Raw genomic sequence first — 13846 nt, forward strand, 5'->3', positions numbered from 1 at the left:
TTCGGAGCCACCTTGGGGGCAGTGGTCGGTGGGTTGGCAGAGTCCATCACCATACGTCGTGGCTTGTCCGAAGTGATTAACGCACTGCCCTCTGGATCAACGCAGCGTGCTGATCTGGCACATGCGCTAACCCACGGCAAACCTGGCGAGGTCCAGCAGTTACTAACTAGCCTAGAGCCGACCGCAGGAACAGCTCTGGCTGAGGCTCTGCGGGATTTGCAGGACAACGCCTTTGACAGCGCGATGGTGGTCGCCGCGATTGCCGCTCTGATCGGGATGGTTTTGGCGCTGCTGCTTCTGCGCGGACCAGTGCCGCCGCTGCACAGTGCTGTGGAACTGACGAAGTAAGAAAGTCATCGATACGATCTTCTTTTGGAAACAGGTCCGCGTGGCGTGCATCACTCATTTGGTCGGAAACAAAAAAAGGCCGCCCCCAAGGAACGGCCTTTCGAAATCGAACGTGGCAAGACTTAGAAGCCCAGACCTTCGTATTTCTTTTTGAACTTCGACACGCGGCCGCCGGCGTCCATCAGGCGCGACGAACCACCAGTCCATGCGGGGTGCACGGAGGGGTCGATTTCCAGAGCCAGCTGATCGCCTTCGCTGCCCCAGGTGGATTTCATCTGAACAACGGTGCCATCGGTCATTTTGACGTCGATGACGTGATAATCGGGATGGATGTCTTTTTTCATCTTTCCGTTCCTTACGCTTCGGAGCCACCTTGGGGGCAGTGGTCGGTGGGTTGGCAGAGTCCATCACCATACGTCGTGGCTTGTCCGAAGTGATTAACGCACTGCCCTCTGGATCAACGCAGCGTGCTGATCTGGCACATGCGCTAACCCACGGCAAACCTGGCGAGGTCCAGCAGTTACTAACTAGCCTAGAGCCGACCGCAGGAACAGCTCTGGCTGAGGCTCTGCGGGATTTGCAGGACAACGCCTTTGACAGCGCGATGGTGGTCGCCGCGATTGCCGCTCTGATCGGGATGGTTTTGGCGCTGCTGCTTCTGCGCGGACCAGTGCCGCCGCTGCACAGTGCTGTGGAACTGACGAAGTAAGAAAGTCATCGATACGATCTTCTTTTGGAAACAGGTCCGCGTGGCGTGCATCACTCATTTGGTCGGAAACAAAAAAAGGCCGCCCCCAAGGAACGGCCTTTCGAAATCGAACGTGGCAAGACTTAGAAGCCCAGACCTTCGTATTTCTTTTTGAACTTCGACACGCGGCCGCCGGCGTCCATCAGGCGCGACGAACCACCAGTCCATGCGGGGTGCACGGAGGGGTCGATTTCCAGAGCCAGCTGATCGCCTTCGCTGCCCCAGGTGGATTTCATCTGAACAACGGTGCCATCGGTCATTTTGACGTCGATGACGTGATAATCGGGATGGATGTCTTTTTTCATCTTTCCGTTCCTTACGCTTCGGCGCCAGCTTTGGGCTTGTAGTTGGTGACCTCTGCGATACGTGCGGATTTACCACGACGGGTACGCAGGTAGTACAGTTTGGCGCGACGAACGCGGCCACGGCGAACAACGGTGATGCTGTCGATGTTGGTCGAATGCAGCGGGAACACACGCTCCACGCCTTCGCCGAACGAGATTTTGCGGACGGTGAACGAACCGGCGATGCCGTTGCCACCTTTACGCGCGATGCAGACACCTTCGTAGTTCTGCACACGGGTACGCGACCCTTCGGTCACTTTAAAGCCGACACGAACGGTGTCACCGGCTTTGAAATCGGGGATGTCTTTCCCCAGGGCGGCAATCTGTTCCGCCTCAAGCTGTGCGATCAAGTCCATCGCATTCACTCCTATCTGCTCGTGGTTGGTCCACGAAGTTTGGGCACGGCCTGAGAGCTCTTGGTCTTCATCGGGTCCTGCGTACAGCCCGCCAGAGGTCAGATCGAATGTTCCTTTGGTCCGGTCTGCCCTGACACGCGTTGGCCGAAGAAAGCCAAGCGGTGCGCCATGAAACAAACCAAAACACCGGAGTCGCATCACACGGCACCGGATTGCGCTGCTTTAGGGGGTTTGCGGACAGGGATCAAGCCTAAATCGCAGGCACCGGCGGTGGGATTTTGCCAATTCCTGAATGCGACGTTGCTTTGTGCGTTGGATCAGGCATTCTGAGGTCAATTACAAGAGCAGTTATTTCAGGCTGAAACAATGACCCGATTTGCAATCATGCTGGCCCTGGCGGCCGCTGTTTTGGTGTCCTGCGGACGCAGAGGACCTCCGCCGCAGGTCGTAGAGGTCACGCCGGGCGTAGACCGGACCGCGCCCGCCGTAATCTACCCCGATTTCGGCGATGCAGATCCACATGACTGGGATGGGCGACATCCCGGGCTTTACCCTGTTCACGGGTTGGATGTATCGCGCTGGCAGGGGCCGATTGATTGGCGTCAGGCCAAGGCCTCGGGCGTCAGCTTTGTGTTCATGAAAGCGACCGAGGGGGGTGATTTCCTCGACCCGATGTTCGCAGAACATCGCCGCGGCGCGCAGGCAGCGGGTGTGCCGTGGGGGGCGTATCACTATTACTATTTCTGTCGGCCAGCCCGTGAACAGGCGCAGTGGTTCATTCAGAACGTCCCGAAAGGTGCGGACCTGCCGCATGTGCTGGACATGGAATGGACGCCGCATTCTAAAACCTGCACCCTGCGTCCCGATGGCAAGATCGTCCGGGCTGAGGCGCAAAAGTTCCTCGATATCCTCGAACGTCATTATGGCCGCCGACCCATCGTCTACACCACTGTGGACTTCTACCAGGACACTAACATCTCACGGCTTCCAAAGACTGATTTCTGGCTGCGCTCGGTCGCGGGACATCCCCGTCAGGTTTATCCCGGCGCGGTCTGGAGGTTCTGGCAATACACAGGCACCGGTCTGGTGCCGGGGGTTCAGGGTAAGGTCGACATAAACGTCTTCAGCGGCCCGCCCGAGATCTGGGCGCAGTGGAAGAACCGCCCATCCTGAGTGGTGTCAGCTTTCGCGTGACTTCTTGTAGTCGTCCCAAACATCAGGCCGCCGTTCCCGCGTTATGTCCTCGGCCATCTGATGCCGCCATTCTGCGATGCGCCCGTGGTGACCGGACATCAGGACCTCGGGGATTGGGCGGCCGTTCCATTTCGCGGGGCGCGTGTATTGCGGGTGTTCTAGCAGGCCCGAGGAAAAGCTCTCTTCCTCGGTCGAGGCTTGGTTGCCAAGCACGCCGGGGATCAGCCGCACGGTGGCGTCGATCAGAGCTTGCGCTGCGATCTCTCCGCCGGTCATGACGAAATCGCCGAGGCTGACCTCTTGCACGCCGTAATGCTCCAACACACGCTCGTCTACGCCTTCAAAACGGCCGCAGAGCAAGGTCATCCCGTCGCAACGCGCGAGGTTCTGCATCATCCGCTGGTCCATGCGCTTGCCCCGCGGGCTAAGGTAGATCAGTGGCCAGTTGCCCCTGATACCGGCCATGGTCTGTTCGATGGCAGGCCCCAAAACGTCGGCGCGCAATACCATACCCGCGCCGCCGCCTGCGGGTGTGTCATCCACATTGCGGTGTTTGCCGATCCCGAACTGCCGCAGATCAACCGTTTCCAGTTGCCAAAGCCCCTCTTGCAAGGCTTTGCCCGTTAAGCTTTCGCCTAGAACGCCGGGGAAGGCGCTGGGAAACAAGGTGATGATCTTGGCCTTCCACACGCCGTGCAGATCCGGCGTCGGCGTCATCAACTCGCGCGGTTGCAGAGTGGGGCGGATGGCCTTGCGACCGTGGGATTTGCTTGGTGTATCTGTCATGACTGGGAAACCAGATCGTCCTTGGCGCGTTTGATGAGGGCCTTCTTTTGCGCCATCAAAGCCGCATCGTCCAGCGCCGAACGGTTCAACTCCAACAGTTCCAGCAGAACATTATCGGCCGGACGGGCCTTGTGCGGTTCCGGCGCGACCAATTTGAACATCTTGTCGCGCGGCAGGTTCAGAAATGCCGCAAACGGAGCGCCCGGACCAAAGCGCCGCTTGCGCAGGTCCTCCATCCACTCGGTCTGGACCTTGACCAGCGGCAGCCGGTCCTGAAGCATATCCGCCGTCTCTTTCGGAGAGGGCAGGTGGTTCAGCGCGTCCCGGAATTCGTCATAGTCCTGCACCAGCCGTGTCCGCCGCAGATCATGTGCCCAGAGGCTGCGCATCCAATCCTCTCGCTGTCGCAAGGACAAATAGATCGTAAGGTCGACCGGCCCCAGCCGTTCTGTCACCCGCTCAACTAGCGTTGTCGCCAATTCCGGGGTCGCCCCGTAGCCTTCGGCGCTGTTGCGACTGGGGCGCAGTCCGGCAAAGTTCTCCTCGCTCAGGATCAAGCCGCGCCTGGTGCCAAAGTCGATGGGGTCCAGAAGCGCGCGGACACCGGTTTCGAACTCGGCCAGTGTGCTGTTCAGCCGATAGACCGAATGCCGCGTGGCGATGTCTGCAAGTCCGGTTTTGCGGGTCTTGTAGGGCAGGATCAGTGAAAAATGCGGCCAGATCAGCTGACGGTTCTTGTAGAGAAACGACTGCGCAACGGTGGTGCCGGTCTTGTGCAACCCCAGATGCAGCAGAACGCGCCGCATCAGATCAGGCCTTCTGGCGGATCGGCGACAATGCGACCGGCCTCCAAATCAACCGTCGGAACCGCGTCCAGAGTAAAGGGCATCAGGACAGTCGATTTCAGACCCGGCCCATGCAATTCCAACAAATCCGCCGCGCCATGGTTCTGGACCGATTTGACCCGGCCCAGCAGGGCGCCGCCGGTGTCATACACCTCCATCCCGATCAGATCGGTGTGATAGAACTCGTCATCCGGCAGCGAAGGCAGTTGATCCCGCCGGGCATAGAGGCGCAGGCCGTTCAGGGCGTCCGCCTCTTCCTTGGTTTCAACCCCGCCCAGACGCGCGGCAAATCCGTTCTTGATCGCGCGGGTGAGCACCACGGGAAATCGCTCTTTGCCGTCCTCGTCGGTCAGTGGCGAATAGGCTTCGATGTCTTCCGGCACGGCGCAAAAGCTTTTCAGCCGCACCTCGCCGCGCACACCGTATGAGCCCGCAATGCTGCCGACGCAGATCAGATCACTCATTTGAGCCTTCCGTTATACATAGTCCGTTCCGCCATTGCCCGATTCCTTCGCAGGCTTCACGCTGGTTATTGCGTTCAAAGAACACGCCCACAATAAAAGCGATCAGCAACAGGATGGGAAGCCGTAACAATCCGAACATCGGCCTATCGCACCTCGATTGGCAGAGTCTCGTCGCGGTCTTCCCAACCGGCCCGTTCCAGCTCGGGCGTGTCGGACTCTTCTTCCGGCCAGCCCACGCAGAAATAGCCGATCAGCCGCCAGTTGTCCGGAACGTTCAGATCGGTGTTCATCTGGTCGGGGTCCAGGATTGAGACCCAGCCCAGCCCTAGCCCCTGCGCACGCAGGGCCAGCCAGAACAGGGTGATGGCGGAGACAACAGAATAGCGCCGCATCTCGGGCATGGTGCCAGCGCCCAGACCCTGGCCTTTGCTGGTGGTGTCATCGCAGAACACCGCCAATTGCACTGGCGCTTCCTGCATGCCCGAAAGTTTGAGGTCGCTATAGAGCTGCGCCTTCTCACCGGAATACCCGGCCAGAGCGTCCGAATTGGCGGTTTGGAAATTCTTGAGCGCCGCGTCGCGCGCGGCCTCACTTTCGACGCGGATCACGCGCCAGGGTTCGCTGAGCCCCACGGATGGGGCCAGCAGAAACGCGTCGAGGCAGCGCGTCAGCACTGCCTCGTCCACAGGGTCGGTGCGGAACCGACGCACATCGCGCCGGAGCCGCATCAACAGATCGAACTGCGTGCGAAAATCGTCGGTGAAAGCCTGATCCTGCACGCGTCGGCCTGCTTATTCTTCTGCTGCAGCTTCTTCAGCCGGTGCAGCAGCTGCTTCGGCAGCTTCAGCAGCCTTCGCAGCTTTCTCTTCAGCGCGCTCTTGGGCTTTCTTGCCCGGAGTACCCTTGTTCGGGTTGTTGCGCTCGGCTTTGTCACGGGTGCCAGCAGCTTCGAGCATACGTGCGATACGGTCGGTGGGCTGAGCGCCCTGATCCAGCCAGTACTGGATGCGCTCCATGTTCATTTTCACGCGCTCTTCGCTGTCTTTCGGCAGAAGCGGGTTGTAGGTGCCCAGTTTCTCGATGAAACGGCCATCGCGAGGCATACGGCTGTCAGCTGCAACGATGCGATAGAAGGGACGTTTTTTCGAGCCGCCGCGGGCGAGACGAATTTTCATTGCCATGGTGGTATCTCCTTTAGATGGCGTGTGCCGGGAATTGCCCGGTCAATTCTGGTGTTCGTTGAACCGGAGGTTCATTCTTGATGTTTCCGGTGGTGTCGGATGACTTCCTGAATGATGAAATTCAGAAAAGCCTTGGCGAAATCGGGGTCCAGATCGGCCTCTTTCGCCAGGTCTTCTAGCCGTGCGATCTGCGCGGCTTCTCGCGTGGGATCGGACGGGGGAAGGTCGTGTTCGGCCTTGAGCTTGCCAACGGCCTGCGTGTGCTTGAACCGCTCGCCCAGCGTATAGACAAGGATCGCGTCCAGCCGGTCGATGCTTTCGCGATGCTCTTTCAGCAGCGTCGCAGCTTGTGTCACGGGGTTTGTCATTGGCCGATCCTTTCGGAGGTCAAAGCAGTTTTAGAAACGGTGATACGCGGGTGACGCCACATCTGGGCTTTCTTACCCAGCAGCTCGGCTTCGCGTTCATAGCTGGCGCCAAGACGCTCAGCCAAAGCACGCGAGCGGTCATTTGCATGGGCGATATAGGACATCACGCCGTTCAGGCCTTGATGCTGGGCAGCGTAGTGGCGCGCGGCTTGTGCGGCTTCAAAGCCCAGCCCTTTGCCTTCGGCCTGCTCCATCAGGGTCCAGCCCAGTTCTGGCTCATCCCAGCCCGGAGCAAAGATCATACCCGCCCAACCAACGAACGCGCCGCTCGATTTTTCGGTCAGATGCCACAGGCCATAGCCATTGAGCGCCCAATGCCCCAGCCGTTTGGCCAGCGAGTCCCAGCTGCCCAGCTCGTCTTTCGGGCCTCCCACCATATAGCTACGTTCTGTTTTGAAGAACGCTGTCATCGCGGGCAGGTCGTCCTGATGCGGCGCGCGCAGGATTAGACGTTCGGTTTCGACAGTGGGGATAGTGAAAGAGGTCATGCGTAGGCCTCCATTCCACCGTTCACCAGATCCGCCGGGGCAGGGTGCCGCCAGATTTCTGAGGTCCCGTATTTGGGATGCTCGTAATTGTATTCGAACTGTGCGCCCAGACGTTTGGCAACGGCGATGCTGGCATGGTTTTCGGGGTCGATCAGCGAGATCGCAGTATCCCAACCCAGAACATCGTAGGCATAGCTGCGCGCCGCAAACCCGGCCTCAGTCGCGTATCCTTTGCCAGTGGCGTGGTTCAGCAGCGTCCAGCCAACCTCGGGTTCAGGCCAGCCTTCGGGGCACCAAAGCCCCACACGACCGAGATATTCGCCGGAGTCTTTTTCATCGACGCTCCAATATCCGTAGCCGCGCAGCGACCAGTGGCCCAGCAGGGCAGCGATCACGCGCCACACCTCATCCCGGCGCATCTGACCGCCGACATACTTCGCGGCTTCGCTGGCGAAGAACGCGGTGTCGGCGTCAAGATCAGCCTCGGACGGCGCGCGCAGGATCAGGCGCTCGGTCTCAAGCTGGGGGATATGATGCGTGAGGGCAGTCATTTACTTCTTCTTGCCAAACCCGCTGAGGCCCTGAGGCAGGCCCATGCCACCGCCCAGTCCAGGCAGGCCACCGGGCATCTTGCCGCCCATGGCCTTCGCCGCCTGTTCCAGCGCCTTGGGGTCCATACCTGCGGCCATTTCTTCGGGCGAGGGGCCGCCTTTGCCGAACATGCCCTTCATGGCCTGTTTCAGCATCTTGCCTTTGCCCATCTTGCCCATTTTCTTCATCATGTCCGACATCTGCCGGTGCATCTTGAGCAGCTTGTTGAGGTCGCTGACCTCCATCCCCGAACCGGCTGCGATGCGTTTCTTGCGGCTGGCCTGCAACAGCTGCGGATTGGCGCGTTCGCGTTTGGTCATGGATTGGATCATGGCGATCTGCTGGCGCAGGATTTTGTCGTCCAGCCCGGCCTGATCCATCTGCTTGGCCATTTTGCCCATGCCGGGCATCATGCCCATCATGCCCTGCATACCGCCCATCTGGATCATCTGTTCCAGCTGCATTTTCAGGTCGTTCATGTTGAACTGACCTTTGACCATGCGCTTCATCATGCGCTCGGTCTGTTCCATCTCCATCGTTTCCTGGGCCTTTTCGACCAGGGCCACGATGTCGCCCATGCCCAGAATACGACCGGCGATCCTGTCCGGCTCGAAGGTTTCGAGCGCATCCATCTTTTCGCCCAGACCGACAAAGCGGATCGGCTTGCCGGTCACGGCGCGCATCGAAAGCGCCGCACCGCCGCGCCCGTCACCGTCCATCCGGGTCAGAACCACGCCCGAGATGCCGACCTTGGCGTCGAACTCCTCGGCCACTTCAACGGCGACCTGACCGGTCAGGCCGTCTACCACCAGAAGGGTTTCGCGTGGGTCAACCACATTGCGGACCTGCTCGACCTCGTCCATCAGGACTTCGTCGATATGCAGACGGCCCGCAGTATCCAGCATGTAGACGTCATAGCCACCCAGCGTCGCTTGCTGCTTGGCGCGTTTGGCGATATCGACGGGCGACTGGCCCGGAACGATCGGCAACGTATCGACACCGACCTGCGTACCCAGAACGGCCAGCTGGTCCATCGCCGCTGGGCGATAGACGTCCAGCGAGGCCATCAGGACCTTTTTACCCTCTTTCTCTTTCAGACGTTTTGCCAGCTTACCGGTGGTGGTCGTCTTACCCGAGCCCTGCAGGCCGACCATCAGGATCGGGGCAGGCGGGTTGTCGATCTTCAGCTTGCCGGGGTCTTCCTCGCCACGCAGGGTTTCGACCAGCGCGTCGTGCACGATCTTGACGACCTGTTGGCCGGGCGTGATCGACTTGGTGACGGCTTGTCCTGTCGCCTGTTCTTGCACCTTCTTGACGAATGCGCGTGCCACGGGCAACGAGACGTCTGCCTCAAGCAGGGCAACACGAACCTCGCGCAAGGCTGTCTTGACGTCTTCCTCGGACAGCGCGCCTTGTTTCGTCAGCCGGTCAAAGACGCCAGAAAGGCGTTCGGATAGATTTTCAAACATGCCTTCGGCCTCCTATGCCGGTTATCTGATGGCGTGCCCTACATAGGATGCGCCGGTTAAATGCACAAACGCCCCCACGGGCGAAACTCGCTGGTGGGGGGCGATCCCTGAACGATTCAAGGGACCGGAAGGTCTACGCTTCCGGATGTTTGGATGGGGCTTTAGGCGGATTGGATGTCAGAGTCAACCTTGTGCGCCGGAAGCCAGGCATTGACCGCATCGACCATGCGCTGTGCGCCGCATCCGCTGACATAGGCTTCGACAATTGGGTGACGGCCGGCACTCATGCCCTTTTCCAAGATTAAAACCGGTCGATGCATCTTGGACGAGGTGCCTTTGCGGCTCGAGGTGGTGGTCTCCACCTCGGCATGGGAGAGGTTCGACAGATCATGTTCCACGGTGTCATAACCAAAGATCGATTGGCGGCGGATAAGGATGCTGTTCGAGCGACGGTCCAATATGACCTGCACGCGTCGCACAAAGACGCAGAAGGCGCCAAAGCCCAAACCGCCACCGACCAGGGCAAAGAAAATGCCGAACAGGATGCCCTCACCTCCTTCGGTGGCCATGAAGAGGCCTGCACCGACGAAACAGAGGATGAAGACAACCAGCATGATGCCTATCAGCCAGGGTGTATTGGATAGGATCAATTGGTCGGGGTTATTGCGCGAGACTTTCATGGCGGCACGCTAGCATCGAATTCTAGGTCTGTCGTGGCTTGAATTCGCCCGCATGTTGCGCGATGAGCGCGTCAAACAGGAGGCTTTCATGGACGCATCATCCGCTTTTCAGGACACTTTGCCGCTCAGTTCCGATGCGTTGTTGGCGCAGCTGGATGATTGGGGGTTGGAGTATCGGCTGCATTCTCACGTGCCACTGCGCACGGTTGAGGATGCGAAGGCCGTCGAAGACCAGTTCATGGTGCCGGGCGAGAATGCGTTGCGATTGAAGAACCTGTACCTGCGCGACAAGAAAAAGCGCAACTATCTGGTGACGCTTGAACAGAGCCGCGAGATTGACCTCAAAGCGCTGGGCGCTGAATTGGGGATCGGTAACCTGTCTTTCGGCTCGGCGGATCGCTTGTTGGAGAACCTCGGCATCCGTCCGGGTGCAGTCAGCCCGCTGGCGATGATCAACGGGGTGCAGAATAACGTGCGGTTCTTCATGGACGCAGCGGCGCAGCAGGCCGACGTGATCTACATGCACCCGCTGGTCAATGATCGAACCGTCGCGATGGCGCAGTCCGATTTGATGGCGTTCTTCGACCGGATCGGATGCGACGTGACCTGGCTGCCCTAGTCATTCTTCCAACGCTTGTTTCAGTGCAGCAGCGACATGGGCCGCCGACGGGTTGATGAACAAATGCCCGTTGGTTTCGAACACCGGGTCGTCCAGATGGTTGGGGAAAGCCAGTGGCAGTTCCGTACAAGCCAGCAGGATGGCCGTGCCCGGTTCTGCATGCTTGTTACAAAAGGCCAGCAGCCGGTCATGAGCGGATTCTGACGCACCGCCGTAAAACTCGTTGTCGATCATAGCCTGCATCTCGGCGATATCGGCTTCGGGCAGACGATCATTCGCGGCGAGGCCCTCCTTTGCCAACCTGTCGGCGTAGTTGGTCGCCTGCATGGTCACGGCCGTGCCCAAAACCAGCGCCCGTGACGCGCCTGTTGACGCGGTGACCTCGGCCGTCGCGTCGAAAATGCTGAGAATGGGCATCGACACGCCCTGCCGGATCGCATGAAGACGTGCGTGTGGAGTGTTTGAGGCGATGATCCCAAAATCACATCCCGCATTCTCCAAGGTCAGAAGCGCTTCGCGAAACACCGCGTCGAATGCGGCCCAACTGGCCTCATCGCCGGCCACACCGCGCAAGGCCCGTGTTTTGGCTTGCGTGACGGATTCGATTGTCATCGGTGGAATGGGTAGGGGGGACTCGTGTCCACGCGCTGCGAAGTGGCGGCTCGCCCCTTCGGAAATCGCACGGTAGTAATCCACCGTCGAGGCCCAGCCGACGCCCCCAAGAATTCCGATCTTTTTCATGACAAACGCCCAATCCGCAGAAAGCTACTGCTGCGCAGATTGGACGTTTCGCTTTGCTTTGGCCAGAGCCTGATCAGGCTGCCAGTTCACCAATGGCTTTGTGGGCATTTTTTACCGACGAGTCGGCATCGATAGCCAATTGATCTGCAGCTACGACGTCGACGTCAGTGATGCCAATGAAGCCTAGAACATGTTTGGCGTAGTTGGTTGCAAAGTCGATTTCAGATCCGACTGCTGTGCCACCTGATGCGATTGCCAGAACGGCGCGTTTGCCTTCCAACAAACCTTTGGGGCCGTTCTCGGTGTAAGAGAATGTCAGACCGGCTCGGGCAACCAGATCAATCCATGCCTTGAACGCCGCCGGGACCGAAAAGTTGTAGATGGGCAGGCCGATCACGATGGTATCGGCGCGTTGTAGTTCGTTAACCAGCTCGTCGGACAGGGCCAGTTGATCGCGCTGAACGGCATCGCGTTGGTCTGCCGGGGTGAAGTTTGCGGCGATCCAGTCCTCGGTCAGCAGGGGTAGGGGGCTGGCCAGGTCGCGGCGGATGATGCGTTCCGCGCCAAGATGCTGGACGACGCGATGCGACAGGTCGCGGGTTGCCGATCCGGTGCGGCGGGCCGAGGCGTCGATATGCAGGATTGTTTTGGTCATGATGTCCTCATTGGGGAATTTTCGCTCTGCTCCCAATATGAGCGTTGCGCTAGCGAACAAAACTCGGCTAAGTCAACATTGAGTGTTTGAAATTGCACACTATGAGGTCGTGATGGACAATTGGGACGAAGTCAGAACCGCGTATCAGGTGGCCCGTATGGGAACGGTCAGCGGCGCGGCCGAGGTTCTGGGCGTGCATCATGCAACGGTCATTCGCCACATCGACGCCATTGAGGCGCGCCTCGGAGTGAAGCTATTCCAGCGTCATGCGCGGGGGTACACCCCGACCGAAGCGGGTGAGGACCTGTTGCGCGTGGCCCAAGCCACAGAAGATCAGTTCAACCAATTGGTTGGTCGCATGAAAGGGCGCGGCGATGACGTCTCGGGCGAGTTGGTCGTAACCTCTCTGGCGTCGCTGGCCCCTCTGGTCGTGCCGACATTGACCGAGTTTCAGAAGTCACATCCGGGCCTGATCGTGCGCTATCTGACCGGGGATCGTCTGTTCCGACTGGAATATGGTGAGGCACATGTGGCCATTCGTGCCGGTGCCGCACCCGATCAACCAGACAACGTGGTACAGCCCTTTGTCGCGCAGGAAGTCGGGCTCTACGCTAGCAAGGATTATATCGCGCGGCGCGGCAAACCTTCGGGCGTCGAGGATTTTGGCAACCACGCCTTTGTCGGAAATGACGACGAAAACAGCCGCGCGCCGTTTTCTCGCTGGCTGCGTGCGAATGCACCGGTTGAGGCAATGACCTTCTTGTGTTCCAACAACTTCACCTGTGGCGAAGCGGTTCTGGCCGGGGCAGGGATAGGCTTCATGGCCCGGTGGGAGGCCGCGCGCCATCCCGAGCTGGAAGAGGTCATGGAGCCCCTGCCGGAATGGTCCGGTAAACTGTGGCTGGTGACCCATGTGGACCTGCATCGCACGACCAAGGTGCAGTCTTTCCTGCAATTCCTGAAAGACCAGTCCAAGGGCTGGCTGCCATGAGTCCACAAGCGCGTGGCCATCTGGCCATGCTGGTCTTCTCGGCCCTGGTCGCAGGCAGTTTCTCGTTGGGGTCGATCATCGCCAATGAGATCGCCCCGGCGGCGCTGAATGCGGTGAGGTTCGGGATAGCAGCAGGTGTGATCGGCCTTGCCGCATTGGCCACCACCGGTTTGCCACGCAGCGCGGCGCAGGCGCCTTGGCGGTATCTTGTGCTTGGCGGGCTGTTCGCCACCTATTTCGTGCTAATGTTCTACGGGCTGCAAACCGCCCCACCGGTCAGCGCGGCTGCGGTGTTCACCTTGACGCCCGTCATTGCCGCCTTCGCCGGGTGGGCGCTGTTGCGTCAGGTCACAACACCCCGGATGGCACTGGCTTTAGTGGTCGGTGCGGCAGGCGCGCTTTGGGTGATTTTTCGCGCGGATTGGCAGGCTTTCCGGGCGTTCTCGATCGGAGGGGGCGAGATCATCTATTTCTGGGGCTGTGTCGCCCATGCGATCTACACCCCGATGGTGCGAAAACTGAACCGGGGCGAGCCGGCTGTAGTGTTCACCTTCGGCACGCTTGTCGCAGGGTGCCTGTTACTGACCGGCTTTGGCTGGCGCGACATCCTTGCAACCGACTGGGCCAACCTTCCGGGTATCGTCTGGCTGGGCCTGTTCTACCTGTCCTTCTTTGCGACCGCCGTCAGTTTCGTGCTGGTGCAGTTCGCAGCTTTGCGCCTGCCCTCGGCCAAGGTGATGGCCTATACCTATCTTGTCCCAAGCTGGGTGATCTTGTGGGAGATCGCGCTGGGCAACGGCATCCCGACAGGCCTTATTCTTGGTGGGGTCGGACTGACCATCCTCGCGCTTCTCATGCTGTTGAAAGACGAAGCGCCCGCTCCGCAAACAGAGCCAAAGTGACTCTTGTGCCTGATCC

21 protein-coding genes are annotated in these 13846 nt (G+C 59.6%); 6 read left to right on the plus strand and 15 right to left on the minus strand.

Annotated features, from left to right (window positions below):
- Nucleotides 1-348: hypothetical protein (locus ACP15L_RS20530; protein ID WP_425085598.1), on the plus strand; the 348-nt coding region annotated here is incomplete at its 5' end.
- Nucleotides 349-470: 122 nt separating this feature from the next.
- Here ACP15L_RS20530 and rpmE (ACP15L_RS20535) read toward each other — a convergent pair.
- Nucleotides 471-692, minus strand: a complete 222-nt coding sequence (gene rpmE, locus ACP15L_RS20535; RefSeq protein ID WP_170380502.1) for a 50S ribosomal protein L31 — start codon at nt 690-692, stop codon at nt 471-473.
- A gap of 29 nt (nt 693-721) precedes the next feature.
- On the opposite strand from rpmE (ACP15L_RS20535), the gene ACP15L_RS20540 reads away from it, so the two are divergent.
- Nucleotides 722-1057 (plus strand): hypothetical protein, encoded by a 336-nt coding sequence (locus ACP15L_RS20540; RefSeq protein WP_425085599.1) that lies wholly within the window; start codon nt 722-724, stop codon nt 1055-1057.
- Between the two features lie 122 nt (nt 1058-1179).
- On the opposite strand, the gene rpmE (ACP15L_RS20545) is transcribed toward ACP15L_RS20540, so the two are convergent.
- Both rpmE (ACP15L_RS20545) and rplS read right to left on the minus strand, forming a co-directional pair.
- A complete protein-coding gene (rpmE, locus tag ACP15L_RS20545) occupies nt 1180-1401 on the minus strand; it encodes a 50S ribosomal protein L31 (protein WP_170380502.1) in 222 nt (73 codons plus the stop codon).
- 11 nt (nt 1402-1412) lie between these two features.
- Entirely contained in the window at nt 1413-1796 is a 384-nt protein-coding gene (gene rplS / locus ACP15L_RS20550; protein WP_170380501.1) for a 50S ribosomal protein L19, read from the minus strand.
- Between the two features lie 366 nt (nt 1797-2162).
- On the opposite strand from rplS, the gene ACP15L_RS20555 reads away from it, so the two are divergent.
- The gene (locus tag ACP15L_RS20555; RefSeq protein ID WP_209255110.1) at nt 2163-2969 is read left to right on the plus strand and encodes a glycoside hydrolase family 25 protein; all 807 of its coding nucleotides are present in this window, start codon (nt 2163-2165) and stop codon (nt 2967-2969) included.
- Between the two features lie 6 nt (nt 2970-2975).
- Here ACP15L_RS20555 and trmD read toward each other — a convergent pair whose 3' ends face one another.
- The 10 genes from trmD to ACP15L_RS20605 all read right to left on the minus strand — a co-directional run bounded on the left by trmD (nt 2976) and on the right by ACP15L_RS20605 (nt 9922).
- Entirely contained in the window at nt 2976-3776 is an 801-nt protein-coding gene (gene trmD, locus ACP15L_RS20560; RefSeq protein WP_209255108.1) for a tRNA (guanosine(37)-N1)-methyltransferase TrmD, read from the minus strand.
- The gene (locus ACP15L_RS20565; protein ID WP_425085600.1) at nt 3773-4582 is read right to left on the minus strand and encodes a hypothetical protein; all 810 of its coding nucleotides are present in this window, start codon (nt 4580-4582) and stop codon (nt 3773-3775) included. The genes trmD and ACP15L_RS20565 overlap by 4 nt, the downstream gene beginning before the upstream one ends.
- Nucleotides 4582-5085: a ribosome maturation factor RimM gene (gene rimM, locus ACP15L_RS20570; RefSeq protein WP_425085601.1), complete on the minus strand. Its 504-nt coding sequence runs from the start codon at nt 5083-5085 to the stop codon at nt 4582-4584. Before rimM ends, ACP15L_RS20565 begins: the two co-directional genes overlap by 1 nt.
- A 143-nt stretch (nt 5086-5228) precedes the next feature.
- Nucleotides 5229-5864 carry a 5,6-dimethylbenzimidazole synthase gene (gene bluB / locus ACP15L_RS20575; protein ID WP_425085602.1) on the minus strand — a complete coding sequence of 212 codons (636 nt, stop codon included), beginning with the start codon at nt 5862-5864 and terminating at the stop codon, nt 5229-5231.
- 12 nt (nt 5865-5876) lie between these two features.
- A complete protein-coding gene (gene rpsP / locus ACP15L_RS20580) occupies nt 5877-6266 on the minus strand; it encodes a 30S ribosomal protein S16 (protein WP_170350323.1) in 390 nt (129 codons plus the stop codon).
- A 71-nt stretch (nt 6267-6337) separates the two neighbouring features.
- Nucleotides 6338-6634 (minus strand): chorismate mutase, encoded by a 297-nt coding sequence (locus ACP15L_RS20585; protein ID WP_170380494.1) that lies wholly within the window; start codon nt 6632-6634, stop codon nt 6338-6340.
- The gene (locus tag ACP15L_RS20590; protein ID WP_425085603.1) at nt 6631-7182 is read right to left on the minus strand and encodes a GNAT family N-acetyltransferase; all 552 of its coding nucleotides are present in this window, start codon (nt 7180-7182) and stop codon (nt 6631-6633) included. The genes ACP15L_RS20585 and ACP15L_RS20590 overlap by 4 nt, the downstream gene beginning before the upstream one ends.
- Nucleotides 7179-7733, minus strand: a complete 555-nt coding sequence (locus ACP15L_RS20595; protein ID WP_425085604.1) for a GNAT family N-acetyltransferase — start codon at nt 7731-7733, stop codon at nt 7179-7181. The genes ACP15L_RS20590 and ACP15L_RS20595 overlap by 4 nt, the downstream gene beginning before the upstream one ends.
- Nucleotides 7734-9242 (minus strand): signal recognition particle protein, encoded by a 1509-nt coding sequence (gene ffh, locus ACP15L_RS20600; RefSeq protein WP_170641482.1) that lies wholly within the window; start codon nt 9240-9242, stop codon nt 7734-7736.
- Between the two features lie 161 nt (nt 9243-9403).
- Nucleotides 9404-9922, minus strand: a complete 519-nt coding sequence (locus ACP15L_RS20605) for a hypothetical protein (protein WP_425085605.1) — start codon at nt 9920-9922, stop codon at nt 9404-9406.
- A gap of 88 nt (nt 9923-10010) precedes the next feature.
- On the opposite strand from ACP15L_RS20605, the gene ACP15L_RS20610 reads away from it, so the two are divergent.
- Nucleotides 10011-10541: a prolyl-tRNA synthetase associated domain-containing protein gene (locus ACP15L_RS20610; protein ID WP_425085606.1), complete on the plus strand. Its 531-nt coding sequence runs from the start codon at nt 10011-10013 to the stop codon at nt 10539-10541.
- Here ACP15L_RS20610 and ACP15L_RS20615 read toward each other — a convergent pair whose 3' ends face one another.
- Nucleotides 10542-11282, minus strand: coding sequence for an aspartate/glutamate racemase family protein (locus ACP15L_RS20615; RefSeq protein WP_425085607.1), 741 nt, complete (start codon nt 11280-11282; stop codon nt 10542-10544). It abuts the gene before it with no gap.
- Nucleotides 11283-11355: 73 nt separating this feature from the next.
- Nucleotides 11356-11937 (minus strand): NAD(P)H-dependent oxidoreductase, encoded by a 582-nt coding sequence (locus ACP15L_RS20620; RefSeq protein ID WP_170722649.1) that lies wholly within the window; start codon nt 11935-11937, stop codon nt 11356-11358.
- Nucleotides 11938-12049: 112 nt separating this feature from the next.
- Between ACP15L_RS20620 and ACP15L_RS20625 the strand changes: the two genes are divergently transcribed.
- Nucleotides 12050-12928, plus strand: coding sequence for a LysR family transcriptional regulator (locus tag ACP15L_RS20625; protein ID WP_170692901.1), 879 nt, complete (start codon nt 12050-12052; stop codon nt 12926-12928).
- Nucleotides 12925-13830, plus strand: coding sequence for a DMT family transporter (locus ACP15L_RS20630; protein ID WP_170641471.1), 906 nt, complete (start codon nt 12925-12927; stop codon nt 13828-13830). The genes ACP15L_RS20625 and ACP15L_RS20630 overlap by 4 nt, the downstream gene beginning before the upstream one ends.
- Nucleotides 13831-13846: the final 16 nt, after the last annotated feature.

The organism is Ruegeria profundi, from assembly GCF_049800715.1.
GTDB lineage: Bacteria > Pseudomonadota > Alphaproteobacteria > Rhodobacterales > Rhodobacteraceae > Ruegeria > Ruegeria profundi_A.

Coding starts and splice junctions, on each gene's coding strand:
- rpmE (WP_170380502.1), bottom strand. CDS start 692: ATGAAAAAAGACATCCATCCCGATTATCACGTCATCGACGTCAAAATG.
- rpmE (WP_170380502.1), bottom strand. CDS start 1,401: ATGAAAAAAGACATCCATCCCGATTATCACGTCATCGACGTCAAAATG.
- rplS (WP_170380501.1), bottom strand. CDS start 1,796: ATGGACTTGATCGCACAGCTTGAGGCGGAACAGATTGCCGCCCTGGGG.
- ACP15L_RS20555 (WP_209255110.1), top strand. CDS start 2,163: ATGACCCGATTTGCAATCATGCTGGCCCTGGCGGCCGCTGTTTTGGTG.
- trmD (WP_209255108.1), bottom strand. CDS start 3,776: ATGACAGATACACCAAGCAAATCCCACGGTCGCAAGGCCATCCGCCCC.
- ACP15L_RS20565 (WP_425085600.1), bottom strand. CDS start 4,582: ATGCGGCGCGTTCTGCTGCATCTGGGGTTGCACAAGACCGGCACCACC.
- rimM (WP_425085601.1), bottom strand. CDS start 5,085: ATGAGTGATCTGATCTGCGTCGGCAGCATTGCGGGCTCATACGGTGTG.
- rpsP (WP_170350323.1), bottom strand. CDS start 6,266: ATGGCAATGAAAATTCGTCTCGCCCGCGGCGGCTCGAAAAAACGTCCC.
- ACP15L_RS20585 (WP_170380494.1), bottom strand. CDS start 6,634: ATGACAAACCCCGTGACACAAGCTGCGACGCTGCTGAAAGAGCATCGC.
- ACP15L_RS20590 (WP_425085603.1), bottom strand. CDS start 7,182: ATGACCTCTTTCACTATCCCCACTGTCGAAACCGAACGTCTAATCCTG.
- ACP15L_RS20595 (WP_425085604.1), bottom strand. CDS start 7,733: ATGACTGCCCTCACGCATCATATCCCCCAGCTTGAGACCGAGCGCCTG.
- ffh (WP_170641482.1), bottom strand. CDS start 9,242: ATGTTTGAAAATCTATCCGAACGCCTTTCTGGCGTCTTTGACCGGCTG.
- ACP15L_RS20605 (WP_425085605.1), bottom strand. CDS start 9,922: ATGAAAGTCTCGCGCAATAACCCCGACCAATTGATCCTATCCAATACA.
- ACP15L_RS20610 (WP_425085606.1), top strand. CDS start 10,011: ATGGACGCATCATCCGCTTTTCAGGACACTTTGCCGCTCAGTTCCGAT.
- ACP15L_RS20615 (WP_425085607.1), bottom strand. CDS start 11,282: ATGAAAAAGATCGGAATTCTTGGGGGCGTCGGCTGGGCCTCGACGGTG.
- ACP15L_RS20620 (WP_170722649.1), bottom strand. CDS start 11,937: ATGACCAAAACAATCCTGCATATCGACGCCTCGGCCCGCCGCACCGGA.
- ACP15L_RS20625 (WP_170692901.1), top strand. CDS start 12,050: ATGGACAATTGGGACGAAGTCAGAACCGCGTATCAGGTGGCCCGTATG.
- ACP15L_RS20630 (WP_170641471.1), top strand. CDS start 12,925: ATGAGTCCACAAGCGCGTGGCCATCTGGCCATGCTGGTCTTCTCGGCC.